This is a genomic window from Pseudomonas sp. S06B 330 (assembly GCF_002845275.2).
In the GTDB taxonomy this organism is placed as follows: domain Bacteria; phylum Pseudomonadota; class Gammaproteobacteria; order Pseudomonadales; family Pseudomonadaceae; genus Aquipseudomonas.
In genome coordinates this window covers 3,130,957-3,155,397 of sequence record NZ_CP088149.1, presented here as the reverse complement: position 1 = coordinate 3,155,397, position 24,441 = coordinate 3,130,957, and the positions used below count along the sequence as shown (strand labels likewise).

Genomic DNA, 24,441 nt, shown 5'->3' with positions numbered 1-24,441 from the left:
GGGGGTAATTAATCGATTATTCGGTCACCCAATGTCGTGGGTGTTCGCGCCAATTGAATCGCGTGTGGCAGAGCAACGCCAAGATTTGCATGCATAAGCGTAAGTGAGGCGGTGCCTCGTTGATGTAATTTAAAGGTAGAGGGTTGGCGTATTTTTTATTGCGTTATTTACTTTTTCTTAAGCTGATAAGTTCTATTTAACCAATTTTCAAATTCATCAGTTGATAATGGCTTGGCGCATAAAAAACCTTGACCGATTTGAGCCCCCATTTGGATTAAGCGAGTGCGCTGTAGATCGGTTTCAATGCCCTCCATCACCGTTTGCATACCCAGTTCCTCTGACAGTGCCAAGGTATTACGGATAACTGCACGACAGCTGACGGATTCGTCAATGCGGCGTATGAACTCTCGCGCCATTTTAATTTCACTGAAAGGAATTTGACATAGACGCAGCATTGACGAATGCCCCGTCCCAAAATCATCTGCCGATAAGCGAACACCCAGTCTAGCCAGACGATTGAGCTGCTCGATTAGAGAATTTGAAACTGCTGCAGGACCATCCTCGGTAATTTCGAAGGTCAATGTGCGAAGCGGTAAAGGATGCTTGAGTAACTTTCCTCGTAAACGATCGACCAGACTACCGCAGGTTAACTGGCTCAGGGATAGATTGAACGCAAGGTTGATAAGCCTTCCCTGGTCGTGAAGTTTTAGCTGGTACGCCAGCCCCTGTTCCAGAAGTTCCATTAATAACTCGTCGAGCGACTCCGCATACTTCATCAGGGGGATAAAGTGTGCCGGGCGAAGTACACCGCGCAACGGATGATGCCATCGTGCTAGGACTTCTGCTGCATCAACCTTCCCCGTACGTAGATCGAATTTAGGCTGCAGATAAGCACGAAACTCTCTCCGCCCAAGCCCCAGCTGCACTTCGTAAACGCTGGGGTGTAGGGCTTGAGCTTTCAAGGCATTAACGAGGTCTGGTTCCTGCAGTGAAAGTCGCTGTTTTAGCAGATGGGAATACGAAGGAGGGGTGGGCATCATAAAAGGCCTTAGCTTTGAGCACCCTCAAAGCTTATGGGAGGCCGCTTTGGTTGTATAAAAGAAGAGTCTGCGGTGCGCGCTGGTTTTTTCTTGAGTTTCAGTAAGTTATTTCTTGGGAAGTAAGCAAGTCAGATCGGTCGTAGTGACTTATTTATTTCCTCCAATGATTGCATAAGGGCGGTCACTGCTTCGACCACCTCAGTTGACATAGTGCTTTCGGTGCATATGTCTTCGACTTCGACGCATTGCTCCAGCAGTTTCGTTTGATTGAGGAAGTACGCGGTCCCCTTCAGCTTGTGCGCGATATCTTTTAGTTTCGCCAGGTCCTCCGTTTTCAAGGCCTGCTGCAGAGACTCGTATTCGCTAGTGTTGCTCGACACCACGTGCTCCGACATGTCTGCGTGGATGTCGTTCATAGAAGACGATGTACTTTCGAATTGCGGCGTGTTCGTATCGCGTTTTGGAATCCAGCGATTGAGGACAGCAAGCGTGATTGGCTTGGTGAGCGAATAATCCATGCCTGAGGCTAGAGAGCGGTCAAGCACTTCGTGCTGGGCATCAGCGGTCAGCCCAATAATCAAGCATGGACGAACACCGAGGGATTGCTCCAGGCGGCGCATGCTTTTGGTCATCTCCTGGCCGCTAAGATCAGGCATGTTGCAGTCGGTGATCACAACGTCGACTTCGTGGCCTTGCCATATTGCCAAGCCCTCCAAGCCATTGCTGGCAGTCAGCACGCGATGACCCAGATAGGATATTTGTTGGTAGAGCAGATACTGGCTCGGCAGGTGGTCTTCGACGATCAATACGGTAAGGGCGTCATCGTTATCAGGTTTGGCAGGCGCACCGGAGTTTTCCTCGACCACTGGACTATCAGAGCTGACGCGTTCAACCTCGAAACAGAACGTTATCCGTGTACCTAACCCCAGTTCGCTTTCTACCTCCAGGCGGCCACCCATTAAATCGCTGAGTGCCTTGCATATTGCTAGGCCCAGACCTGCACCAGCATTAGGGTCGCGGACCGCATCGTGCTTGACGAAAAATGGTTTGAACACTTGGTCAATTTGAGTGGGCGGTATGCCGGCGCCTGTATCGCTGACACTGATGATGAATTGCAGGCGAGATTCGCTAGTCGGAATTACTTGGCAGCGAGTCTCGATGCCACCGTGTTCGGTGAATTTGATTGCGTTGCCCAATAGATTGGACAGGATCTGTTTGACCTTCAACCCGTCGACCCAAACCCGTTCGGCAGCCAAGGGGGCAATGTCCAGCTTTACATGCAACTGCTTCTGTCGTGCGAGGCCGGAGAATACATTGGTCGTAGACTCCAACAGGCTTTTGATCTGCGCCGACTCCGGTTTCAGGGACAATTTTTCGGACTCGATACGCGATATGTCCAAAATATCGCCAATAAGGTCCAACAGGCCGGTAGCTGACTCATAGGCGATGTGTAGGGATTGCGTGTTGAGTTCGGCTTTGCCCTTGCGGGTAAGTACCAGTTCCAACATGCCGATGATCGCATTGAGTGGGGTACGGATTTCATGGCTCATGGTGGCTAGAAATACGGATTTGCTGCGACTGGCTTTCTCAGCGGCTTCTTTGGTCAGCTGCAACTCATCCAGCAAGAGTTGCCGCTGCTTCAAATGATGTCGCTTGCGCAGAATGCGGCGGCGCTGAACCACGATCAATAGCCCCGCAACTAACAGCAGGGCGCCCAATGCCTCGAAGGACCGCCAGATGTCGGCGGTGACACCCTCCCAGTACTTTTCATCGGTGGCAGAGTTCGCACGCCAGCGTCCAATGATCTGCAAGAACTCTCGAGGAGGGATCTCTGCCATGATCTTGTCGAAGATCGAAATTAGCTGAGGTTTATTTCCATGAGTGGCGAACACTACATCCGCATTTGGAACATTGACGATTCCTCCAATTGTTAGACTATTTTCGTATTTGTATGAAAGGTAATAGCGCGCAACGTTCGCTGGTGCCAGAACAAAATCCACACGACCCTCACGAACAAGCTTGAAGGCCTCACCCATGGTGCCTGTTTCCTCGATTCTCACATGAGGATATTGGCGGGCAAGGATCGATGGCGGCAAGTAGCCCTCAGCAACAGCGACTGTTGCGGTGCTTTTTTCATCGAGAAGGGCTTGTTCGCCACTACGCATGACATAGAGGTAGGGAGCAGTGGCCAAGTCTCTAGTGCGCAGGTACGGTAATGGTTCGTGGTTTGTCTCTGTCAGAATGCCAAGGTCTGCCTCACCCTTGGTTAACAATGCATCCACCTCGCTCAGCGAGCTGACGCGAATGATTTTGAAATGAATATCAGACTTGAGGCGAATGACATCCAGTAGGTCCGAGGCAATCCCGTTCAGATGGTCACGACTGTTGAAAAAAGCGTACGGGGCTAAATCCTCACTGATAGCGACTCTCACTATAGGAGTGTTGTCCAGCCATGTACGCTCGGCCTCAGTTAGGCGCTGGCGGAAGCCATTTACTTCACATCCCTGGATGTCGCCCCAGAAATATTGGGCGTCAGCCATTTGGCAGCGGGTGATGCCAGCTAAGCCACGCACGAACAGGTCTGTGATCAAGGTATTATTCGCTGCAACGGCGAAGGAAACCCCAACCTCTGGTTGTCGCACGCGCTGGCTCACCTCCAGCTGGTTGCTGAACAGCTGGTTGGAAAGGTAGTAGGTGGAAAAAATGTCGCCAAGGTAAACGTCTGTCTCACCGGTCAACACCGACGCCATTGCCGCTAAAGGTGTGGGATATACGGTGAAGGAGCCCAGGCCTCCGTTGTTTTTGTACAGCTCGAGTACAGTGCTGTTGGCCACTGCGATACGTAAATTAGAATCAAAGGGAATGTATTCGTGGAGGTCGCCACTCTCAGCGAATAGGGCCAATTCTGTCAGTACATAAGGGGGCGTCAGGCGCACATCGGCGTCTTCAGCATCCTGAGTTGTTGCGTTGGCGACCACATCTATCTGCCCTTGGTGCAGCGCTGTGAAGGCTGCCTCCGTAGAGTCGAACGGCCGCACCTTTATTGAAATGTCTAGCTCACGCTGCAATGCCCCCAAATAATCCGCCGTAAGCCCTTCGAAAACCTGATGTTCTGTAAATATCCGGTAGGGGGGCAAGGAATCATTAGTAACCCCGACGATCAGCGTTTGCTTTTGTACAAGCCAGGCCCGCTCTTGCTCGCTGAGTTTGATTTTCACGCTGTCGAGTTGTTGTCTTGCATTGGGCAATAGATCACCGATATTGGCTACCGCCTGTAGGCAGTAGCCGAACATCAGCAAAAAAAGGGGGAGGGCAATTAGGGGAAATACTTTCTTCACAGAGGCAGCCTCAGATGAGGTTGTGCTGATTGGCGATGCTAGCTAATTCGACCACGGAGGTGACGTTGAGCTTCATAAGAATGTTGACCTTATGACCACTGACTGTCTTGGTGCTTAAATTGAGTTTCTGTGCGATGTCACGGTTGGAGAACCCCTCCGCCAACAGTTTAAGAACTTGTATCTCCCGGTCTGTCAGATGCTCCAAGTTACCTGATTCACCCGTGACAGCGGCACCCGAAAAAAACGGCATCGCGCCCCGGGGGAAAAACACATAGCCGTCAGCAATGGTTTCGATCGCCTTGAGCAGCTGGGTCATGGGCTCGTTCTTACTGACAAAGCCGCTGGCACCGGCTTGAAAGCAACGGCTGGCAAATGTTTCTTTTGTCTGCGAGGTGTAAACCAGCACTCGCGTGTCAAGCTTTTCCCTTACGATCCGCTTCAATACTGTCATTCCATCGACTTTCTCGAGACCAATGTCAAGAATCACGATATCCGGCTGCAGGGATTGGATCATTTGAAGCGCGCTAGCACCATCCGAAGTCTCACCTATTGTCTCAACCCCAATTGAATCGAGCGCTAAGCGCATGCCGTGTCGCACTACGGGGTGGTCGTCGACGATCAGTACTTTTTCATTCATATTTTGGATCACTCTGGCGCTAATGGAATGAGTAGGCGAAATGGTCAGAAATGCACCTCAGACATAGCCACACAATTCACAGTCGACGTGGCTGAGTATTGTTGAATTAATTGATTTCCGAGTATTAGGTGTCGTCACGGTAGATATTATTGCAGGGTGACTGCCCATCAGGCGCTAGGCTTTGTGCCTTTCGTCGCCGCGATAAGCCTCGATAGCCGGCAAGATTATTCTTGGTCTTGCTCCTAGTTGTAACTAGCTAAAAAATCAAGAAAAATCTGAATTGCAGCAAGACAGATCTGATTGATAGGTCCCCTGCGGAGCGATAAGTTTCGTAAGCGTCCGATCGGCGTATTTTCCGAATTCCCCCCGTATCGTCAATATTTCCCTACGCCCTCGAAGCGCTTGCCGTTTACGGTCCAAGTCGCTCGGGGATGCCCGGGACCCGAAGGAACCGTTTCCGGTGTCGCTGTAAGCCATGCCAAGCGCCGGAGCACTACGCGCTGTACATATCGACAACAATCAGGTCGAGAACCAGATTCAACTGTTGCCGCCATCAATCGATGGCAGCCCGATCTACGTAAGGGGAGCTGGTTGGACGCTTACTCAGCTTGTCCCAATTTACAAGGAGCAAACGATGCACGTGAGTAAAGGGGATCTTGTCATTCTCAGTTCAAATCCCACTTCACTGTTCGGTTACGCCCGTACGCTCAACAAGTTAGGGTATTACACCCTAAGTTTGTGCAATAACGTCAGTGAGGTTGTCAGGTTGCTAGAGACGGGCAGATGTTTCGAGTGTTTGATTTACGATGATTTGGATCCGGGTCCAGATACACATGCGCTGCAAGAGATTGTACGGTACCGCGCGATCGACTCCATTATCGCAATCTCAGATGTGAACTCACAACAACGCCAAGCGATACTGGCGTGGGCGAGAAATCATGAAGTTCCAATTAAAGGTGTACTGCAAATGCCGCTGCGCTTCCCTGAGTTGCGCGAGGTAATATGGTCTCATTTAGCAGATTTCTAATCATCTGCCAAGGAAGTAAACCGCGGCGTAAAGAGCGGTTACATGCGCCCGTATAGTCGGCATGGGCATGTCGCCTGTGGTTTGGAAAAGTCTTGCAGGAGTGTTCATGGCTTGATCCCTTTGCTACGAAAGCAAGAATAGCTCAAGGTATCCTGAGCACAAGAACGACGACTGCACTGCAGTGTTCTATTCATGCAACGGCTAAGGATTTCGGGCAGCAGAAGCGTCCGTTTGCTGGTATTTTTGATCGAATACGGCGCAGGGCGACAAAAGGTGTTTCGCGACCAGGCTTTTTCCAATAGAAGGAACAGCAGCGTGAAGAAGACTCTGGCGGGAGTTGTCGAGTCCGGCGAGCCTCTGATGCGACAGGTAGTGGATGCGCTTCGTCGTTACCACGAGGCTCGGGATTTACTTGCTCCACCGGAGGAAGTAGAACGCTTGCGGCTTGAGGCTGAGTCTCTGTTTGAGGCGGTTCAGGAGTACCAGTTTCGGTTGCTCGGCGGGCCTACTCATCCCTTCATTAGTCCTTTTATGTCGGACGCTGGAGGCATCCCGCCCCATGTAGGCGAGCAACCGCGCATCTGTCGATTCTTTAGCTCAGTGCTCTCTACATAAGCTTTGGACAGATCCTTGGTCAGCCGCTCGATTCTGCTGTTCAGCTTGGTGACCTGCTCAGCCTGTCCCTGATTGATCACAACCAGCTTCTCGATGTTCTTCCGTGCCCGGGATAGGTCATGTTGTAGCTGCTCATTCTCCCCCTGGAGCAGGAGAGCATGTTGCTCCAGCATCTCCATGGGCGTCGGCATGCCCAGCGCAAAGCTGTCGTCTTCGATGATCACGGTGTCACCTACCAATGCTGTTTTTATATACAGTGATTGCGTCGGCCAATTCTGGCTAGCGCAGGGTGACGAGTTGCAGGGATGAGGGGAATTGTGTTTGGTCGGCAGAACGCCGGAGGAGGGGTGACGCTGATACCAATTTTGATACCAATAGGTGCGTTTTAGTGGGGGCTGATGGGGTGTTTAGTCCAATGAAATCAACGCATTTTTTGCTCCGGCCCTCCGGTTGGCCATCGACGATAATGCGGCGGATATTCGCAATCTTCGCCTCCAGATCGATGTCGCCCCACTGCAAGTCCATGGGGCCGCACGAACTCATGCACCGAACGCCTTGGCACCCCGTATCAGTTACAGTTGATGTTTTGGCCATGGATCATTGGTGATGTTTGAGGGATTCAAGACACACAGGTATACGCTCTATGCAGGTCATTGGCCCGTTGCATCCGCGGTTGGCCAAATACAGCCTGACGGCACGGTGCTTAATGATCTGGGATTGCAGCGCTTTCAAATTATCGATAACGGTCTGTACTCAGCGAGCGGCGAGCTGGTTGGGCCAATCTATCGAGTCGGCGAGGAGTTGGTGATTCCGGATGGCGCCAACAACTGCCTGTACTCGATACGGCTCGATACCGACCAGTAATCCTAGGCCGCTCGCAGAAGCGCTTCGATAACTCGCTGATGGTTGGCTGCCCAGAGAGCCTGGCCGCTTGCGGCGCGCGCCGGGCCGGGCCGTTGATGCGCTTGGAGCAAATGAAAAAATCAGGTTTCTCGATACCATTCCATGGTTCGCTTTTTGTACCAAGTAGTACCGCGATACCTGGAAATTTTTGTATTTCTTTTGCTCAAGGCTATCAGTGGAATGGGATCGGCGGGGCGGTCAGTCCGATCGGACCTTGCGCTCAAGTTCTTAAGCCAGCCATGCAGTGCGAGATCAAAGGAAATACCAACATTAACCATGGCAATGTAAGTGATGCTGCCATTGATGGTAATGAGGCAGCAACCACACTTCAGTTAACATGCACCGGGGTCAGCAGTGTAATCGCAAAACTATCTTCGGCCGTAAACCTCAGAGCAGATCGTAATTTGTACTCAGAACTCACAGTCGGAGGGAAAAGTGCGCAGGGCGGCGTTGAGGTTTTTATGGAAAAGGATTTGCCCCGCCCAGTTGTCGTTAAATCAACGTTGTTCAGCAACGGAACCGTTGAGCCTGGTGCTTTTTCCGGATCTACCGTGCTTACAATCGCGCCACCTTAGGCTGACATAGTGACGGCGATGGCGGGAGGTGCGGGAGGGTCAGGCGGCACTACGCTTAAGCTGTCGTCGCCCGGCGCTGCCTGGGGTTTAGACTTGCAGTGCGCCGTTGTACACATCGAAAGACTCGTACACTACCCAGCCGCCCTCTGTTATCAGGCCCTCGTTGTCGATCACATAGGAACCGGCCTTGAAGTAGAACGGGAATTTATCCCATGTCTCGCTGACTGCTGCACTGGCGCTCAGAGTATCGAGACAAACACTCAACTCGCCGGAGTCATCAACCTGAACGCTGTAATCGAAAGGCTGACCTAGAGGGATTGCCTTCTTCAGCAGCGTTCGGGTTTTGCTACCTGGGCGATCGCGTGCATCGATCCGTACAACACCGTTCCACCAAATCACCATCAGGAATGGGTTCGGGGCGTTAAGTCCATGGATTTGACCGACGATAACTTTCCCTTTGGAAGGGGCGGCTTCAACCCGTACCCGGCCAGTCATCGAGTGCTTGGCGCTACCGCGTACCCAGTTGAACGATTCGGCAGAGTCAGGAAACGTCTGGCGGCTTTCTGTGCGTGGGGACTTAGAGGTTCCTGATGTACCGCCTTGGACTGAGCACCAGTAGTTGGTGTGCCCATTCTGGTCGGTCCAGAAGAGGTCTTGCGGTGGCCGCTCTGGGTAGAGATAGTGCGTGCCATGCGCGGTGATATTCCCGAAGTTATTCATGGTCTTTCCTTTGTGGTTTTTGGAAATTAATCTGGTAAAGCCTTGAAGGCGTTGCGCCTCTTGCCGACGGTGCTTTGGTCAGAGTGCGCGCGTCTTCGCGTCGTACCGGTGTTGTCCGGAAGAGGGCATGCCTTCGGATGCCTCGCCGGCGTGTTGGAATTCGTTGAGGTCAGCAAAGGCGCTGCAGCAGGATCTGCTTAGTCCCTGGTCGAACCTTCAAGCGCAGGTCTTCTTCCTGCAACTTTGCGGATTTCTAGCACATGCGCCGGTCGCGCTCGACCTGGCCCATCGCTATATGAGGCGTCCTTTAATCCACTGGGCGGCAAGTGAACATGGAGCTGCCGGCGGCGCTGCTGGGTGATCTTCTGAATGCGTCTCATAGGTGGCACACCTCGATTGGCGTCTTCTTCATAGAGCCAGAGGGCATGATCACTAGTAGGCGCTTGTTTCTGCGATTTCGGGTATGTTTTTATTCATAAAGATGAGTTGTTGCGTTAGTGTGTTGAGGAACTAGAAAATGATGCCGAGCAATCCAAAATATTTTTGGGAAAACCAATGAAGATTATAGCTGCAAGTGGTTCCGGGTACGAGCGGGATTTGGAAGTTGCCCTTGAGGGTGTGGTGATTTATTGTACAACAAAGATATTTAATAATTATGTGGAAGGTTCGTGCGCTGATAATGATTTGATAGGCGCAACAATAAAAGATGATTCGTTTTCTATGGAGTATTCTGTGCTGTGTCAAGGGTCGGATATTTTGTTTGAACAGCCTCTTCCTGGTTCGCCTAGCTCCGTTCTGGGTGGGGTATGTATAGAGAAAAGAGAAGAGGGCTCTTTTGTTGTTAGAAACAGTCTGTTAGGTGTTGTTCCTGTATCCTTTGATGATGCGGTGGACCTGTCAGTAGGGGATACTGTTTTTGTCCGCGGTGAATTACATGTTGATAGTGTGCTCGTAAATGCCCCCCCGATTAAGGTAGTTCCGTGGCACCAATGTTTTCGTCGACGCCCATGATCAGTTGCATTTCATCGATCTGGGGCGGGGCGGTATCGCGGATCGCTGGCTGGACATCGCGTTTGTTCATCGAAACCTGCGCGAAGATGTTTCGGACAATGCAGCAAACGACTTTCTCCGAGGGCTTGGCGAGCCTGATGAGTGTGCAAAACGTGAGTTTTTTGAGCAGTTGGATGAGTTGTTCTAGGGTTTAAACGAAGTCCTTGAAGCACCGAAATGGATAAAATCACCGTCATCAACGGCGCAAGTCCCTGATGTTCAAGCGATACGAACTCAGCGATTCATCTTGGGAAAGGCAGCTGTAAACGCATCCACCGTGGGAGGGAAGCTCCCACGGCTGGGAAAGAGGGCGTGTCAACCTGCTTACTTGCTTCGCCCCACCTTGTAGATGCCCAACGCACGTTCGGCCGAAGAGTTGCACAATTCTTCGTCCCCTGCTTTCTGTGCTTCTTTAGCCTTATCCAGCAAATCGCGGAATTCGCCAGCCTTGCCCCCGTCTAGGGCCTGACCATCACTTTTCGCGATGTCTTCCAGCTGCTTGATCTTGTCATCGCAGTCGGAGGCAAAGACACTGCTACCAAAGGTCAATGCGACGATTAACGCTGCCAAATACTTCATAACGGTTCTCCCGACAGGAATGAAACCAGCCATGACGACACGAGAACAGCACGCTCGCGTCAACGTGTTGAGGGTAGTTCACGCTCAAACCTTGAGTGGGGCGTGGGCGCAATCAGACAAACGCCTGGCCATGAAAACCGCGGGGCAGGCGTTGCAGCCCAGGCATGGCCGTCAGGCGTTCAACCCAGGCGGCGCGCCAGTCGTTGGCGGTGTGTTGCGCCTTGGCCTTACGCGCCGCACGGCGGGCAGCATTACGCTGCTCACGTCGCGCGTCCTTGTAGGCATCGGTGTTGCGACAACTGCGGCATTTGACGCGGTTGAGCTCGCGGGTCGAGATCAGATTGTTGCCATGGTGGCCGCAAGCCAGGTGGCCGGCGACTTTGTAGTGAGTGACCATTGGGATTGTCCTCTGCACAGTTCACACAGGTTGTGACTGCCAAACGGGCCGTACAGTTCAGGACGAAGTCTGGTGCTGCACGGCGAACTGTTTGCGAAACCATTCATCGAGCATGGCTTTTTCCGCGTACAGTCGATCGCTGCTGGTGCTTCGGCCTGGACGTTGCAGGTAGAACTTGTCCGTCACACGCGCGTCGGCCTGGCTAAGCGTCTGACCTTGTTGCGACAGCACGTAGTGCAGGTCGATACTGGGCCAAGTGATGTCGCGCATAAACCGGATCGAGTAGGCCTGGGCATGCCAGGGTTCGTAGCGGCCCGCCAGGTCAATATCCTGGATGTCGATACGCAAGGTCTGGCCCGGTGGCAGGTAGCGTTTGCCCAATGTCTGCAGGTAGCTGCGCAGTTCTTTCATCACATGCTCGTCAGCTCCGCGTTCGTAGCCGTTGCTGTCCAGGCTGGCGTCGCGAAAGTGTTCAGGTGTGTCGTAATTGACTTCGACCGAGGCGCCTGGCGGTGTTTGAGCCAGGCTGCTCGACGCCAGGAGGCTCAAGGCGACAAAGGTCAGGGCAGGGCGCATGATTCACCTCCAGGTCCACGGTCAGCACAACAGTTATTGTACGCCTGCTAGGGGCGGTGGGTGAGGGGAGCACAGTGTGAGTCGGATCGAGCGGTTTACCATCAATACGCGGGGGCGCGATTATGCCGTGGGCGATATCCACGGGCACTTTCAGCGCCTGCAGGCAGCGTTGCTGGCGATTGATTTCAATCCGGCGCTGGACCGGCTGTTCAGCGTCGGTGATCTTGTCGACCGTGGCCCGCAGTGCCTGCAAGCGCTGGACTGGCTGGACCAGCCCTGGTTCCATGCAGTTCAGGGCAACCACGAGGCACTGGCGGTGACCCATGTCAGCGGTGGCTGGCTGGATTACGCGCAGTACCGCGCGGCGGGCGGAGGCTGGTTCCTTGACCTGTCGGAACGTGAACAATCACGGTTTGCCGAGCGTTTTGCGCGTATGCCGTTGGCCTTGGAGATCGAGACAGCGGATGGCCCTGTCGGTGTGCTGCACGCCGATTGCCCTTGTGCCAGCTGGGCCGAGTGGTGCGCGCATCTGCAAGGTGAAGTGCCGCCCAAGCTTGAGGAATTCTGCCAATGGTCACGACGCCGCCTGCAGGTGGATGATCAGCGGCCGATCACTGGCCTTCGGGCATTGATCGTTGGCCACACGCCACTGCAGCAGGCGAAGGTGTTGGGCAACATCTGGCATATCGATACTGGCGGCTGGTCCCGTGGCCATTTCAGCCTGTTGGCACTGGATACCCTCAGCCTGGTTAACGCCACAGCACGTGAATGATCACCGCTAGCGCCAATACGATCAGCACGCTGCCCGATAGCCGCTCAAACCACGGCAAGCATCGCGAGAACTGTCGCCGGATACGCTAGCGTCTGATGCTCCCTGCCCATGAGGCGTCTCGAGGTAATCAAAGGAGAAGGCGCATGCAAGTGGATTGCGGCGTAGAAGTCAATTGTTGGCAGGTAAAACACAGTTTATCTGCTCAACTGTACCTTGACGCGTACGGGGACTGGCACTGAATCTACCGCTTCAAGCTGTAGGAGAGCCCTCATGGACCTGTCGTTACTCGCCCTGTTCGTACCCGCCTGCTTCGCCCTGAACATGGCGCCGGGCCCGAACAACCTGTTGTCGTTGAACAATGCCAGCCGCTACGGTCTGCGTATTGCCTGTGTTGCCGGTGTCGGCCGGTTGTTGGCGTTCGCTGGCATGATCGTCCTGGCGGCCATGGGCCTTGCCGTGGTGCTGCACACCAGCGAGTACCTGTTCCTGACCATCAAGGTGCTGGGCGCTGCTTATTTGTTCTACATCGCCTGGCAACTGTGGCGCGCGCCGGTGGCTAGCGCGAGCGTCAGTGTTGAGCGCCAGGCCGGCACCTTGCGCCTGGCACGTCAGGAGTTTCTGGTGGCGGCAGGCAATCCCAAGGCGATCCTTATCTTCACTGCGTTCCTGCCGCAGTTCGTCCAGGTCGCAAGCCCGATGCCGGTGTCCGAGCAGTTCGCTTGGCTCGGTGGCCTGTTTCTGCTGCTGGAGTGGGCGGCGATTGCCATCTATGCCTGGCTTGGTGCCTATCTGCAACGCTGGTTCAACCAGCCGGGGCCACGGCGTTTGTTCAACCGGGTCAGCGCCACTTTGCTCGGTTGCGCCGGGCTCGGTTTGTTGGCCGCGCGCCGGGCCTGAAGGTGCTTATAGAGAAAGGGTCTGAGCGCACCAGAGAGATGGCCTAGGCTTAGGGCTGGAACGGGCACACGGAACCGCGTCCCGCCACCTGCCAAGGAGATGTACCGATGCTCTCGACCCTGGAGTTGCGCAATATTATAGAAAGCAGTTTTTTACCCACTCGTTGCCAATGCACCCTGGCAGCAGATCGCTCGCTGACGGTCAAGGTGTTCGATCGCAGTTGCCAGCGGGTCGACCTGTTGGTGACTGGCATCAGTGCTGAGCAGTTGACCAGCAGCCGGGCGATCTCCAACCTGATTGTCGGTTTGCGCAATGACCTGGCCGACCAGCGTCAACGTCGTGCCGGTCAGCGCAGCGATAGCCTTTAATCACGGTAGAAGACTTGGACCAGGTGATAACCGAACTTGCTCTTGATCGGGCCATGCACCACCCGTAGCGGCTTTTTGAAAATCACCTGGTCGATGGCGCCTACCATCTGCCCTGGGCGGACCTCGCCCAAATCACCGCCGCGCTTGCCTGACGGGCAGGTCGAATACTTTTTGGCCAGCACATCGAACGCCTCGCCTTTGGCAATGCGTTGTTTGAGCTGTTCGGCTTCTTCGGCCGTCTTGACCAGAATGTGCCGGGCCTGTGCTTTCATGGTGAGGTACCTTCGTCACGCGCTAAAACCGCATATTATGCCTGATCACGCAGCTCCGGGCGGTCGCGAAATTGCTCAAGGGCCTCAGGGTTGGCCAGGGCGTCGGTGTTTTTCACCGGCTCCCCATGCACCACATTGCGAATCGCCAACTCCACGATCTTGCCGCTGATGGTGCGCGGGATGTCGCTAACGGCCGCAATCACCGCCGGCACATGGCGTGGCGTGGTGTTGCTGCGGATCACTTGGCGAATCTGCGCCTGCAATGTGTCATCCAGTTGCAGCCCTTCGCGCAGGCGCACGAACAGCACCACGCGTACATCGTTGTGCCAGCGCTGGCCGATGGCAACGCTCTCCAGCACATCGTCGATTTTCTCCACCTGGCGGTAGATCTCCGCCGTGCCGATGCGCACGCCGCCGGGATTGAGCACGGCATCCGAGCGGCCATGGATCAGCATGCCGCCTTCAGGTGTCTGCTCGGCGTAGTCGCCCTGTGCCCAGACGCCGGGGTACTGACTGAAATAAGCGGCGCGAAAGCGTTTGCCTTGGGCATCGTGCCAAAAACCCAGTGGCATGGCGGGAAAGTGCCGAGTGCAGACCAGCTCACCTTTCTCGCCGATCAGCGCCTGACCGTTCGCGTCCCAGACCTCCACGGCCATGCCCAGGCTCTTGCACTGGATCTGCCCGCGCCGCACCGGTAGCACAGGGTTGCCGATGACGAAGCACGAGCAGATATCGGTGCCGCCCGACATCGAGGCCAGGCACAGGTCCGCCTTGAATTCGCGGTACACATAGTCGTAGCTCTCAGGCGACAGCGGCGAGCCGGTGGACAGCAACAGCTTGAGCGAATCCAGGCGATGGCTCAGGCGTGGTTGGACATGAGCATGCTCCAGAGCCGCCAGGTACTTGGCGCTGGTGCCAAAGGCGCTGATCTGTTCGCTGTCGATCAGATCGATCAAGCGCTCAGGGCCGGGGTACAAGGGCGAACCGTCATACAGCACCAGCGTGCTGCCGACGGCCAGGCCACTGGCCAGCCAGTTCCACATCATCCAACCGCAGGTGGTGTAGTAGAACAACACGTCAGTGGGGCCTAGATCGTTGTGCAGGCCGTGTTCCTTGAGGTGCTGCAGCAGCACGCCGCCGGCACTGTGAACGATGCACTTGGGTACACCGGTGGTGCCGCTGGAGTAAAGAATGTACAGCGGGTGGTCAAACGGCAGCGGGGTGAACTGCGGTTCGCCACCGGCTTGGTAAAAGTCGTCCCACAGGCTGACGTGGGCATTGCTGTGGAACTCATCGCTACGGGTAGGCGTACGGGTGTAGGGCACCACCAGCAGCTGTTCAAGGCTCGGCAGTCGGGCCAATACCTCGTTGATCTTGTCGACCTGATCGATGGTGTTACCGGCGTACTGATAGCCTGCGCAAACCATCAGCAGCTTGGGCTCGATTTGGCCGAAGCGGTCGATGATGCCGTGGGTACCGAACTCAGGAGAGGAGCACGACCAGATGGCGCCAAGGCTGGTGCAGGCAAGCATGGCCACCAGGGTTTGCCAGGTATTGGGCATACAGGCAGCCACCCGATCGCCCACGCCAATGCCGACAGCCTGGAAACTGCGCTGCAGGCCGGCGACCTGTGCGGCCAGTTGAGCATGGCTGATGACCTGCCGTTCGCCGTCTTCCCGTACCGCGATCAGAGCCGGGTGTGAATCACGGCGACGCAATAGATGTTCGGCAAAGTTCAAGGTTGCGCCGCTGAACCAGCGGGCATCGGGCATTTGCGGCCCCTCGTCGAGCACCGCGGTGGCGGGCCGGTGCCAGAACACCGCAAAATAGTCAGCGAGGGTTTTCCAGAACGCGGCACGCTGGTCGATGCTCCAGCGGTGCAATGAGTCATAGTCGCTAAGTTGCAGATCGAACCGGCGATTGACCTCATGGCGAAAGGCATCCATACGACTGGCCTGAATGCGCGCCTTGCTTGGGCGCCAGAGCACTTCGTTCATGCCGCGTTCCTCTTTACGTCTTATTCCACTGTAGCGTGCTTCACGTCCTCTGAGGCCGACCAGATGCGATAGCGCACCTGGACGCCTTCAGGCACATAGACCACCACCGGCAGCTTGCTGTTATAGCGCAGCAAGAAGCCGTCGCCGACCACAGGGACGAAGGCTTCCTTCTTGGTGTTGTCCGGGCAGGCCATCAGCGTCGATGCCGGGCCCATGACCTTTTCCAGGCGATAGTAGCTGTAGCCCCAGCCTTGCAGGGTCTGCTCTTGCAGGCTGCCGCCCAGGTGCTGACGATTGCAGTCGACCTGCAGTGTTTTGCCAGCCAGGACTTCCAGCTTGAAGGCCGACTCGTCGGCTTGTTCCGGCAAATGGATAACCTGGCGGGTAAAGCCTTTTTCGGCCTCGGGGTAGGGCGCGACATCCTTGAGGCTGGCGGCCTGTACCGAAGTACCGACAGCCAGGGTCAGGGTGAGCAACGCAGTGAAAGGGATTGGGCGCATAAGGCCTCCTTGCAGGTAAAAAAGACGATGCCGCAGCCAGATTCCGGGCTGCCCGTCATTGGGCCAGCCAGCCGCCATCGATGTTCCAGGCCGCACCACGAACCTGACTGCCAGCCTCGCTACAAAGGAACAATACCAGCTCACCGAGGTGTTCGGGAGTGACGAAGGCCAATGAAGGTTGCTTCTCAGCGAGCAGGTCGTGCTGCGCTTGCTGGGCGTCAATACCGCTGGCAGCGCGATCATCGATCTGCTTTTGCACCAGCGGGGTCAGCACCCAACCCGGGCAAATGGCATTGCAGGTGATGTTGCTGGTGGCGGTTTCCAGGCCCACCACCTTGGTCAGCCCGACCACGCCATGCTTGGCGGCCACGTAAGCGGCCTTGCCAGTGGAACCGACCTGGCCATGCACCGAAGCGATGTTGATTATCCGGCCCCAATTGCGCTGACGCATGCCAGGCAGCGCCAGACGCGTGCCATGGAACACGGCAGAGAGGTTGATGGCGATGATTGAGTCCCAGCGCTCCACCGGGAAGTCTTCAACCGCGGCAACATGTTGGATGCCAGCGTTATTGACAAGGATGTCGACGCTGCCAAATTTGCGTTCGGCATAGGCGAACAGGTCTTCGAACTGCGATACATCGCTCAGGTCCGCCGGGTGATGGCCGACGTTGCCGCCGTGTCGGGCCACCTCGGCGATCGCCAGGTTGGCATCGCCGAAACCATTGAGAATCAGGTTGGCGCCTGCGCGCGCCAACACGTGGGCAATCCCCAGGCCGATGCCGCTGGTGGATCCGGTGACCACTGCTGTTTTGCCGTTGAGTTGCATGGGTTGCTCCTTAGACGATGCCGGTGGCGTAGAAGGTGGCGATGACCACAAACACTGCCAGGGTCTTGATCAGGGTAATACCGAAAATATCTTTATAGGCTTCACGGTGGGTCAGGCCAGTGACGGCCAACAGGGTGATCACCGCGCCGTTGTGCGGCAAGGTGTCCATGCCACCACTGGCCATGGCCGCGACCCGGTGCAGGACTTCAAGGGGAATGCTGGCAGCATTGGCGGCGGCGATGAAACTGTCGGACATCGCCGCCAGGGCGATACTCATGCCGCCAGAGGCAGAGCCGGTGATGCCGGCCAGCAAGGTCACGGTGATCGCTTCATTGACCAGCGGATTGGGGATGGCGCGCAAGGCATCGGCCAGCACCAGAAAGCCTGGCAACGAGGCGATCACCGCACCGAAGCCATACTCAGAGGCAGTATTCATCGCCGCCAGCAACGCGCCGCTGACCGCGCTTTTGCTGCCTTCGGCCAGGCGACTCTTGATCGCGCCAAAGCCGGCTATCAGCACCAGCAAGATACCCAACAGCAAGGCCGCCTCGACCGCCCAGATCGCCGTCAATTTAGCGATGTCGGTCTGTACTGGTGTACTCATGCCCGGCAGGCTGAGGCTGTGGGTCTTGCCGTACCAGGCTGGGATCCAGTGGGTGAACAGCAGGTTCATCACCCCCACCAGCAGCAGCGGCGAAAGCGCCAGCAAGGGGTTGGGCAATTTCAGGTCGGCGGCGGTTTCCGGCTCGTTGCGCAGGTCCGTACCATAGCCTTCGCCTGCCCGCTGGGCCTTGTTGCGCTGGCGTTGCAGGTACAGCATGCCGGTGCAGAACACGAACAGCGTACCAATCAAGCCCAGCCAGGGTGCAGCCCAGGCGGTGGTGTTGAAGAAGGTGCTGGGAATGATGTTCTGGATCTGTGGGGTCCCAGGCAAGGCATCCATGGTGAACGAGAACGCACCCAGCGCGATGGTCGCCGGGATCAGACGCTTGGGGATATTACTCTGGCGGAACATCTCGGCGGCAAACGGGTAGACCGCAAAGACCACCACGAACAGCGAAACCCCACCGTAGGTCAGCAAGGCGCAGACCAGCACGATCACCAGCATGGCCTGACGCGTACCGAGCAGACGGATAGCAGCCGCAACGATCGAGCGGGAGAAACCGGACAGCTCGATCAGTTTGCCGAACACGGCGCCGAGCAGAAACACTGGAAAGTACAGCTTGATAAAGCCGACCATCTTTTCCATGAACACGCCGGTGAAGGCCGGGGCCACGGCAGACGGGTCAGTCAGTAGCACCGCGCCGAGGGCGGCGATGGGGGCGAAGAGGATAACGCTATAACCACGGTAAGCAGCCAGCATCAGCAGCGCGAGGGCCGCCAGGGCGATGATCACACTCATCGAGTGTCTCCTTGGGTGCATCTTGTTTTTGTTGGTTGCCGGAGATAGCGGGAATCGTGCCAGGTTTATAACTAATTGAAATATAAAGAAAAAAATCTATTGGAAAAGAAAAATCACATTCAGTGTCTCTGTATCGAGACTGCCATTGTGGGAGCCGGTCTTGCCGACGATGGGCTGTACAGCAGCCCTAGGCCTGGCAGGACTTTGTCTTGCATCGCTGACAAGGCCGGCTCCCACAGAGGGCGCTGCTAGTCTCTATTTTGAGAGTCAAGTTTCGCTACTGAGACGTGATCCCCAAGGCGACCAATTTTTTGTACAACGTCGAGCGCCCCAAGCCCAGTTGCTGTGCGGCTTGCGGCACATTGCCGGCGCAGCGAGCGAGCGTCTCGCTTAACAGCTTGCGCTCAAATTCCGCACACGCCTGCTTATAACTCAGTTGCGGCGCCGGCACCTGCAGCGGTGTCAGCGTGCCCAATGCCGCGTGTAGGTCACGCGCCCCCAAACGCTGCTGATCGGCCAGCAACGTCGCCCGCTCCAGCACATTGCGCAGCTCGCGGATATTGCCCGGCCAGGCATGCCGGGTCAGTAGCGCCTGGGCTTCATCATCCAGCTCATGCTGGCTGCCCAGCTCTTCAAGAATGGCTTCGCTCAGCGCCGGCAGGTCCTCCAGGCGCTCACGCAAGGGGGGGACTAGAATCGGCAGTACGTTGAGGCGGTAGTACAGGTCGGCACGAAACTCGCCACGGGCCATGGCCGCCGTGAGGTCGGTGGACGTCGCGGCAATGATTCTGACGTCACTGCGCAGCATCTGGTTGGAGCCCACGGGCTCGTATTCCTTCTCCTGTAAAACCCGAAGCAATTTACTCTGCAGCGGCAGCGGCATGTCGCCGATTTCATCGAGAAATAGCGTGCCGCCCTCCGCCAGCTGCAGCTTACCCGCACGCCCCTTGCGGTCGGCGCCGGTGTAGGCTCCCGGTGCGGTGCCAAAGAACTCGGCCTCCAGCAGGGTTTCCGGGATGGCGGCGCTGTTGATACTGACGAACGCCTTGTGCGCCCGCGCTGAGGCAGCGTGAATCGCATGGGCCAGCAGTTCTTTGCCGGTGCCGGTTTCGCCGAGCAGCAACACCGCCGAATCACTACTGGCGCCACGCCGAGCACGGCGCTTGGCCTCAAGGCTGGCAGCACTGGTGCCGATGAATTGGGCAAAGCTGTACTTGGCCTGACGGGCGCGCAACTGCGAGCGGGTCGACGCCAGTTCCTGCTGCATACTGGCGTAGCGCTTGAGCAGCGGTGACAGGCTGCGCAGCTCATCAAACAGGGCAAAACCAATGGCGCCAATCAGTGCCCCGTCGCCGTCATGTACAGGTAAGCGCATGACCACCAGCGGCTCTTTGGGGGTGTCGAGCATGTCCAGCAGGATCGGCCGACCGTTGCTCACCACCTCGCGCATCAGGCTGCCGGGGATCACGCTCTCGCAGGGCTGGCCGATGACACTGGCGGCATCATCAAGGCCAAAGCGCCGGGCATAGCGCTGGTTCATCCAGACAATGCGTGCATCGCGGTCGACGATGAGGGTGCCTTCACTGGACTGCTCGATGATTTCGAACAGCGAGCGGATCGCCAACTGGCGCACCTGCTGATAATCCTTGAGGCTGTCACTGGCAGGCATGGGCCGCTCCCTGAAGGTCAAAGGCTGTGATTATGCCCGTGGATCGAAGGCTTCGCGCAAGGCATCGCCAATGAACACCAACAGTGAGAGGATCAAGGCCAGGGCAAAGAACGCGGTAAACCCTAACCACGGTGCCTGCAGGTTCTGCTTGCCCTGGTTGACCAACTCGCCCAACGACGCGCTGCCCGCAGGCATGCCGAAGCCGAGAAAGTCCAGGGCGGTGAGGGTGGTGATGGCACCCGTGAGAATGAACGGCAAGTACGTGAACGTGGCATTCATGGCGTTGGGCAAGATGTGCTGCAGGATTACCCCACTGTCTCTCAGGCCCAGCGCCCGGGCGGCCTGGACGTATTCCAGGTTGCGCCCGCGAAGGAACTCAGCGCGCACCACATCCACCAGGGCCAGCCAGGAAAACAGCGCCATGATTCCCAGCAGCCACCAAAAATTCGGCTCGACAAAACCACTGAGGATGATCAGCAGGTACAGCACCGGCAAGCCTGACCACACCTCCAGAACGCGCTGTCCGATCAAGTCGACCCAACCGCCGTAGTAGCCCTGCAAGGCACCAGCGGCAATGCCTATCACTGTGCTGATCAAGGTCAGCGCCAGGGCAAACAGAATCGATACCCGTGTGCCGTACAGCACCCGCGCCAGGACATCACGGGCCTGGTCGTCAGTCCCTAGCCAGTTCACCGCTGACGGTGGGCTAGGGGTGGGTTGCTGCAGGTCATAGTTGGGCGTGTCGGCGCTGAAGGGCACCGGGGCGAAAAACATCCAGCCGCCCTGATGTTTGATCAACTGCTGTACGTATTGGCTACGGTAGTCGGGCTGAAACGGCAGTTGCCCGCCGAATTCCTGCTCGGTATAGCGCTTGAAGGCGGGGAAATACAATTGCCCCTGATAGCCCATCAGCAGGGGTTTGTCGTTGGCGACCAGTTCTGCGCACAGGCTCAACACCAGCAGCACGCCAAACAGCCAGAGCGAAATCCAGCCTCGGCGATTGCGCCGAAAGTGCTGCAGGCGTCTGCGCGAGAGCGGCGATAGGCTGAACATCAATGCGCCCTCGTGGCAAAGTCGATGCGCGGATCGACCAGGGTGTAACACAGATCACCCACCAGGCGGATCAGCAGGCCAAACAGAGTAAAAATGAACAGCGAACCAAACACCACCGGATAGTCTCGTGACACAGCGGCCTCATAACTCATGCGTCCCAGACCGTCGAGGGAGAAGATCACTTCAATCAGCAGGGATCCGGCAAAAAACACGCTGATCAAGGCTTGGGGGATGCCAGCGACCACCAACAGGATCGCGTTACGGAACACATGGCCGTACAACACCCGACGTTCGCTCAATCCCTTGGCCCGGGCGGTAATGACGTACTGGCGGGTGATTTCATTGAGAAAAGCGTTCTTGGTCAGCAGGGTCAAGGTGGCAAAGCCGCCGATCACCAAGGCGCCGACGGGCAGCACCAGGTGCCAGAAGTAATCCGCCAATTTGCCCAGCACACTGAGCTGGTCAAAGTTCTCCGACACCAGGCCACGCACCGGAAACCAGTTCAACGACGTGCCCCCAGCGAATAAAACGATCAGCAACAAGGCAAACAGGAACGAGGGTAAGGCGTAACCGATGACGATCAGGCTGCTGCTCCAGGCGTCAAACGCTGAGCCGTGGCGGACGGCCTTGCGGATGCCCAGCGGGATTGATACCAGGTAAGTGATCAAGGTGGCCCAAAAGCCCAGCGATAGCGTCACCGGCATTTTCTCCAGGATCAGGTCGGTGACTTTGGCGCCGCGAAAGAAGCTGTTGCCAAAATCCAGACGAGCGTATTGCCCAAGCATCAGCCACAGGCGTTCAGGGGCCGATTTGTCGAAGCCGTACTGACGTTTGATGTCTTCAATCAGTTTCGGGTCCAGACCGCGACTGGCGCGAGAGCTGGTGTGCACGGTTTCCACGCTGGCCCCCGGCGCCCCAGCGCCGATGCCCTGCAGACGGGCGATGGCCTGTTCCACCGGGCCGCCAGGCGCGGCCTGGACGATGATGAAATTGACCAGCAAGATGATCAGCAGGGTCGGAATGATCAGCAGCAGTCGACGCAGAATGTAGGCGGTCATGGCTGCTCCTTGAGGCGCTCAGCCATCTGCGCATTGGTCAGCGCCGTGGGGCTGACTTCCCACCAGCTGTCCAGGCCTTCGTCGTTGCTCGCTTGCACCTGGGGCAGGCCAAAACGGTTCCACCACACCGTGGAAGATCCCGGTGGGTAGTAGTTGGGGATCCAGTAATAGTTCCACTGCAGTACCCGGTCCAGGGCATGGGCATGGCGCAACATGTCGGCCTGGGTGCTGGCCTTGACCAGGCCATCGATCAGCCGGTCTACGGCCGGATCCTGCAGGGCCATGTAGTTGTTCGACCCCGGGTCATTGGCGGCCACCGAACCGAAGTAGTTGTACAGCTCCAGGCCGGGTGAGGGCGAAACCGGGTAGCCGGTCACGATCATGTCGTAGTCGCGGGCCATGAGGCGGTTGACGTATTGCGAGGCGTCGATGCGGCGGATCTCGAGGGTGATGCCGATCTGCGCCAGGTTGCGTTTCCAGGGCAACAGCAGGCGCTCGAAGCCGGCCTGGCCGTTGAGGAAGGTAAAGCGCAGGGGCTCGCCCTGGCCATTGACCAGTTGATCTCCGGCAGGTTTCCAGCCGGCCGCCTGCAGCAGCGCCAGGGCCTGCAATTGCTTGTCGCGAATCAGCCCTGAGCCATCGGTGCGCGGCGCTTCGAAGACCTGGTTGAACACCTCATCCGGTACGTGGCCGCGCAGGGGGGCAAGCAGGGCCAGCTCGCCAGCGTCGGGCAGGGCTCGGGCGGCGAGGGCGCTGTTGGAAAAGAAACTCTGCTGGCGGATGTACAGGTTGCGCATCATCTGCCGGTTGCTCCACTCGAAATCCCAGAGCATGGCCAGCGCTTGGCGCACGCGGCGGTCCTTGAACACGGGCCGCTGCAAATTGAAGACGAACCCTTGGGCGCTTTGCGGGGCGTCCTTGCCCAGATGAGCCCGTTGTAGGCGACCGTCTTCCAGCGCCGGGCTGTTGTAGCCGATCGAGTAGCCGGTGGCAGAGAACTCGCGGTTGTAGTCAAAGCCCCCACCGCGTAGCACCTGGCGCGCGACGTCGGTATCACCGAAGTACTCGATGCGCAGGTGGTCGAAATTGTAGCGTCCGCGGTTGACCGGCAGGTCCCGTCCCCACCAGTTCGGGTCGCGCTCAAAGGTGATGCTGCGACCATTATCGATACGTCCGATACGGTACGGCCCGCTACCCAGCGGTGCTTCGAAGCCACCGCCGTTGGCAAAGTCACGGTCTTTCCACCAGTGCTCGGGCAACACCGGCAGAGTGGCCAGGTCCAGTGGCAGGGTGCGGTTGAGGTTGTTCTTGAAGTGAAAGCGAATTTGCCGGGGGGCCTCGATCTCGACTCGTTCGACATCGGCAAACTGGGTGCGGTACTTAAGGTTGCCCTCGCGCATCAGCAGCTCGAAGGTGTAGCGCACATCTTCGGCACGAATGGGGTGGCCATCGGCAAAACGTGCGCGGGGGTCGAGGTGAAAACGCAGCCAACGTCCTTGAGGATCGCGTTCAAGCTGGCGAGCGACAAGTCCATAAACGGTATAGGGCTCGTCCTGGGAACGTACGGCCAGCGGGGCATACAACCAGCCATCGACCTCCGCCACACCGATGCCCTTGTCGATATAGGGCAATACATGGTCGAACTGGCCTATCTCGAGGGCCGAGCGGCGCAGGCTGCCGCCTTTGGGGGCGTTGGGGTTGGCGTATTCGAAGTGCTGGAACGTAGCGGGGTAGCGCGGGGCTTCGCCATAGACGGTGAGGGCGTGTCCGGGTGCGGCGCGCAGGCCCGGACACGTGAGCAGCAAGCAGACCAACAGCAGGCCAGGTGATAACACCCAGCGAGTCAGCGCTGCATGCCGCATCGGCAGGACTCAGTCCTGGCGGCTGGTCACTTCCAGCAGGTGGTAGCCGAACTGGGTCTTGACCGGGCCTTGCACCACGTTCAGTGGTGCGCTGAACACCACGGTGTCGAACTCCTTGACCATCTGACCCGGACCGAACGAACCCAGGTCGCCACCTTGACGGCTGGATGGGCAGGTGGAGTTGGCTTTGGCAACTTCAGCGAAATCGGCGCCGCCTTCGATCTGTGCTTTGAGTTCGTTGCACTTGTCTTCGCTGCTGACAAGGATGTGGCGAGCAGTGGCTTTTGCCATGGGGAAGTCTCCTGATG

Annotated in this window: 26 protein-coding genes; 8 read left to right on the top strand and 18 right to left on the bottom strand. The window is 57.0% G+C overall.

The annotated features are described in order from the left end of the window. Positions 1-167: 167 nt before the first annotated feature. The 3 genes from CX511_RS14070 to CX511_RS14060 form a co-directional block, all read right to left on the bottom strand. On the bottom strand, positions 168-962 hold the full coding sequence (locus CX511_RS14070) for an EAL domain-containing protein (RefSeq protein WP_177409681.1): 795 nt from the start codon (positions 960-962) through the stop codon (positions 168-170). Positions 963-1,168: 206 nt separating this feature from the next. Continuing rightward, positions 1,169-4,378 (bottom strand): ATP-binding protein, encoded by a 3,210-nt coding sequence (locus tag CX511_RS14065; protein WP_231353297.1) that lies wholly within the window; start codon positions 4,376-4,378, stop codon positions 1,169-1,171. Between the two features lie 10 nt (positions 4,379-4,388). Continuing rightward, entirely contained in the window at positions 4,389-5,015 is a 627-nt protein-coding gene (locus CX511_RS14060) for a response regulator (RefSeq protein WP_101292483.1), read from the bottom strand. Between the two features lie 475 nt (positions 5,016-5,490). Between CX511_RS14060 and CX511_RS14055 the strand changes: the two genes are divergently transcribed. Beyond that, on the top strand, positions 5,491-6,042 hold the full coding sequence (locus CX511_RS14055) for a hypothetical protein (protein ID WP_101292481.1): 552 nt from the start codon (positions 5,491-5,493) through the stop codon (positions 6,040-6,042). 509 nt (positions 6,043-6,551) lie between these two features. On the opposite strand, the gene CX511_RS14050 is transcribed toward CX511_RS14055, so the two are convergent. Next, positions 6,552-6,881, bottom strand: a complete 330-nt coding sequence (locus CX511_RS14050) for a hypothetical protein (protein ID WP_158239996.1) — start codon at positions 6,879-6,881, stop codon at positions 6,552-6,554. Positions 6,882-7,374: 493 nt separating this feature from the next. On the opposite strand from CX511_RS14050, the gene CX511_RS14045 reads away from it, so the two are divergent. Both CX511_RS14045 and CX511_RS14040 read left to right on the top strand, forming a co-directional pair. Then, a complete protein-coding gene (locus CX511_RS14045) occupies positions 7,375-7,521 on the top strand; it encodes a hypothetical protein (protein WP_156156627.1) in 147 nt (48 codons plus the stop codon). A gap of 95 nt (positions 7,522-7,616) precedes the next feature. Then, positions 7,617-8,135: an MrpH family fimbial adhesin gene (locus CX511_RS14040; protein WP_231353296.1), complete on the top strand. Its 519-nt coding sequence runs from the start codon at positions 7,617-7,619 to the stop codon at positions 8,133-8,135. 87 nt (positions 8,136-8,222) lie between these two features. Here CX511_RS14040 and CX511_RS14035 read toward each other — a convergent pair whose 3' ends face one another. After that, positions 8,223-8,855, bottom strand: a complete 633-nt coding sequence (locus CX511_RS14035) for a polysaccharide lyase family 7 protein (protein WP_101291849.1) — start codon at positions 8,853-8,855, stop codon at positions 8,223-8,225. Between the two features lie 555 nt (positions 8,856-9,410). Between CX511_RS14035 and CX511_RS14030 the strand changes: the two genes are divergently transcribed. Both CX511_RS14030 and CX511_RS14025 read left to right on the top strand, forming a co-directional pair. Then, positions 9,411-9,866, top strand: a complete 456-nt coding sequence (locus CX511_RS14030; RefSeq protein ID WP_143527670.1) for a hypothetical protein — start codon at positions 9,411-9,413, stop codon at positions 9,864-9,866. Positions 9,867-9,870: 4 nt separating this feature from the next. Further along, on the top strand, positions 9,871-10,053 hold the full coding sequence (locus CX511_RS14025) for a protein kinase family protein (RefSeq protein ID WP_177409667.1): 183 nt from the start codon (positions 9,871-9,873) through the stop codon (positions 10,051-10,053). Between the two features lie 176 nt (positions 10,054-10,229). Here the strand turns inward: CX511_RS14025 and CX511_RS14020 are convergent, their stop codons facing one another. The 3 genes from CX511_RS14020 to CX511_RS14010 form a co-directional block, all read right to left on the bottom strand. Then, positions 10,230-10,484, bottom strand: a complete 255-nt coding sequence (locus CX511_RS14020) for a PA2433 domain-containing protein (RefSeq protein WP_045189269.1) — start codon at positions 10,482-10,484, stop codon at positions 10,230-10,232. A 112-nt stretch (positions 10,485-10,596) separates the two neighbouring features. Then, positions 10,597-10,881 carry a hypothetical protein gene (locus CX511_RS14015; RefSeq protein ID WP_045189271.1) on the bottom strand — a complete coding sequence of 95 codons (285 nt, stop codon included), beginning with the start codon at positions 10,879-10,881 and terminating at the stop codon, positions 10,597-10,599. Positions 10,882-10,938: 57 nt separating this feature from the next. Then, positions 10,939-11,457: a DUF3016 domain-containing protein gene (locus CX511_RS14010; protein WP_045189273.1), complete on the bottom strand. Its 519-nt coding sequence runs from the start codon at positions 11,455-11,457 to the stop codon at positions 10,939-10,941. 76 nt (positions 11,458-11,533) lie between these two features. Here CX511_RS14010 and CX511_RS14005 point away from each other — a divergent pair, with 76 nt between their 5' ends. The 3 genes from CX511_RS14005 to CX511_RS13995 all read left to right on the top strand — a co-directional run bounded on the left by CX511_RS14005 (position 11,534) and on the right by CX511_RS13995 (position 13,494). Then, complete coding sequence (locus CX511_RS14005) at positions 11,534-12,229, top strand: metallophosphoesterase (protein WP_045189276.1); 696 nt, start codon at positions 11,534-11,536, stop codon at positions 12,227-12,229. A 270-nt stretch (positions 12,230-12,499) separates the two neighbouring features. Then, the gene (locus CX511_RS14000; RefSeq protein ID WP_045189279.1) at positions 12,500-13,126 is read left to right on the top strand and encodes a LysE family translocator; all 627 of its coding nucleotides are present in this window, start codon (positions 12,500-12,502) and stop codon (positions 13,124-13,126) included. A gap of 107 nt (positions 13,127-13,233) precedes the next feature. Then, positions 13,234-13,494, top strand: coding sequence for a DUF1652 domain-containing protein (locus CX511_RS13995; RefSeq protein WP_045189281.1), 261 nt, complete (start codon positions 13,234-13,236; stop codon positions 13,492-13,494). On the opposite strand, the gene CX511_RS13990 is transcribed toward CX511_RS13995, so the two are convergent. The 10 genes from CX511_RS13990 to CX511_RS13945 all read right to left on the bottom strand — a co-directional run bounded on the left by CX511_RS13990 (position 13,491) and on the right by CX511_RS13945 (position 24,424). Continuing rightward, positions 13,491-13,766, bottom strand: a complete 276-nt coding sequence (locus CX511_RS13990; RefSeq protein WP_038611202.1) for a peptidylprolyl isomerase — start codon at positions 13,764-13,766, stop codon at positions 13,491-13,493. The two genes, CX511_RS13995 and CX511_RS13990, sit on opposite strands and share 4 nt — an antisense overlap. Positions 13,767-13,801: 35 nt before the next feature. After that, entirely contained in the window at positions 13,802-15,763 is a 1,962-nt protein-coding gene (locus tag CX511_RS13985) for an acetoacetate--CoA ligase (RefSeq protein WP_101291848.1), read from the bottom strand. A 20-nt stretch (positions 15,764-15,783) separates the two neighbouring features. Beyond that, complete coding sequence (gene eco, locus CX511_RS13980) at positions 15,784-16,263, bottom strand: serine protease inhibitor ecotin (protein ID WP_101291847.1); 480 nt, start codon at positions 16,261-16,263, stop codon at positions 15,784-15,786. 55 nt (positions 16,264-16,318) lie between these two features. Continuing rightward, the gene (gene hbdH / locus CX511_RS13975; protein WP_101291846.1) at positions 16,319-17,089 is read right to left on the bottom strand and encodes a 3-hydroxybutyrate dehydrogenase; all 771 of its coding nucleotides are present in this window, start codon (positions 17,087-17,089) and stop codon (positions 16,319-16,321) included. A gap of 10 nt (positions 17,090-17,099) precedes the next feature. Further along, the gene (locus tag CX511_RS13970; RefSeq protein WP_045189290.1) at positions 17,100-18,491 is read right to left on the bottom strand and encodes a GntP family permease; all 1,392 of its coding nucleotides are present in this window, start codon (positions 18,489-18,491) and stop codon (positions 17,100-17,102) included. A 277-nt stretch (positions 18,492-18,768) separates the two neighbouring features. Continuing rightward, positions 18,769-20,160, bottom strand: a complete 1,392-nt coding sequence (locus CX511_RS13965) for a sigma-54 interaction domain-containing protein (protein WP_045189292.1) — start codon at positions 20,158-20,160, stop codon at positions 18,769-18,771. Between the two features lie 30 nt (positions 20,161-20,190). Next, on the bottom strand, positions 20,191-21,213 hold the full coding sequence (locus tag CX511_RS13960) for an ABC transporter permease (protein ID WP_045189294.1): 1,023 nt from the start codon (positions 21,211-21,213) through the stop codon (positions 20,191-20,193). Further along, the gene (locus CX511_RS13955; protein ID WP_101291845.1) at positions 21,213-22,271 is read right to left on the bottom strand and encodes a microcin C ABC transporter permease YejB; all 1,059 of its coding nucleotides are present in this window, start codon (positions 22,269-22,271) and stop codon (positions 21,213-21,215) included. The genes CX511_RS13960 and CX511_RS13955 overlap by 1 nt, the downstream gene beginning before the upstream one ends. Next, positions 22,268-24,133: an extracellular solute-binding protein gene (locus CX511_RS13950; protein WP_101291844.1), complete on the bottom strand. Its 1,866-nt coding sequence runs from the start codon at positions 24,131-24,133 to the stop codon at positions 22,268-22,270. Before CX511_RS13950 ends, CX511_RS13955 begins: the two co-directional genes overlap by 4 nt. A gap of 9 nt (positions 24,134-24,142) precedes the next feature. After that, positions 24,143-24,424 (bottom strand): peptidylprolyl isomerase, encoded by a 282-nt coding sequence (locus CX511_RS13945; RefSeq protein ID WP_045189301.1) that lies wholly within the window; start codon positions 24,422-24,424, stop codon positions 24,143-24,145. Positions 24,425-24,441: the final 17 nt, after the last annotated feature.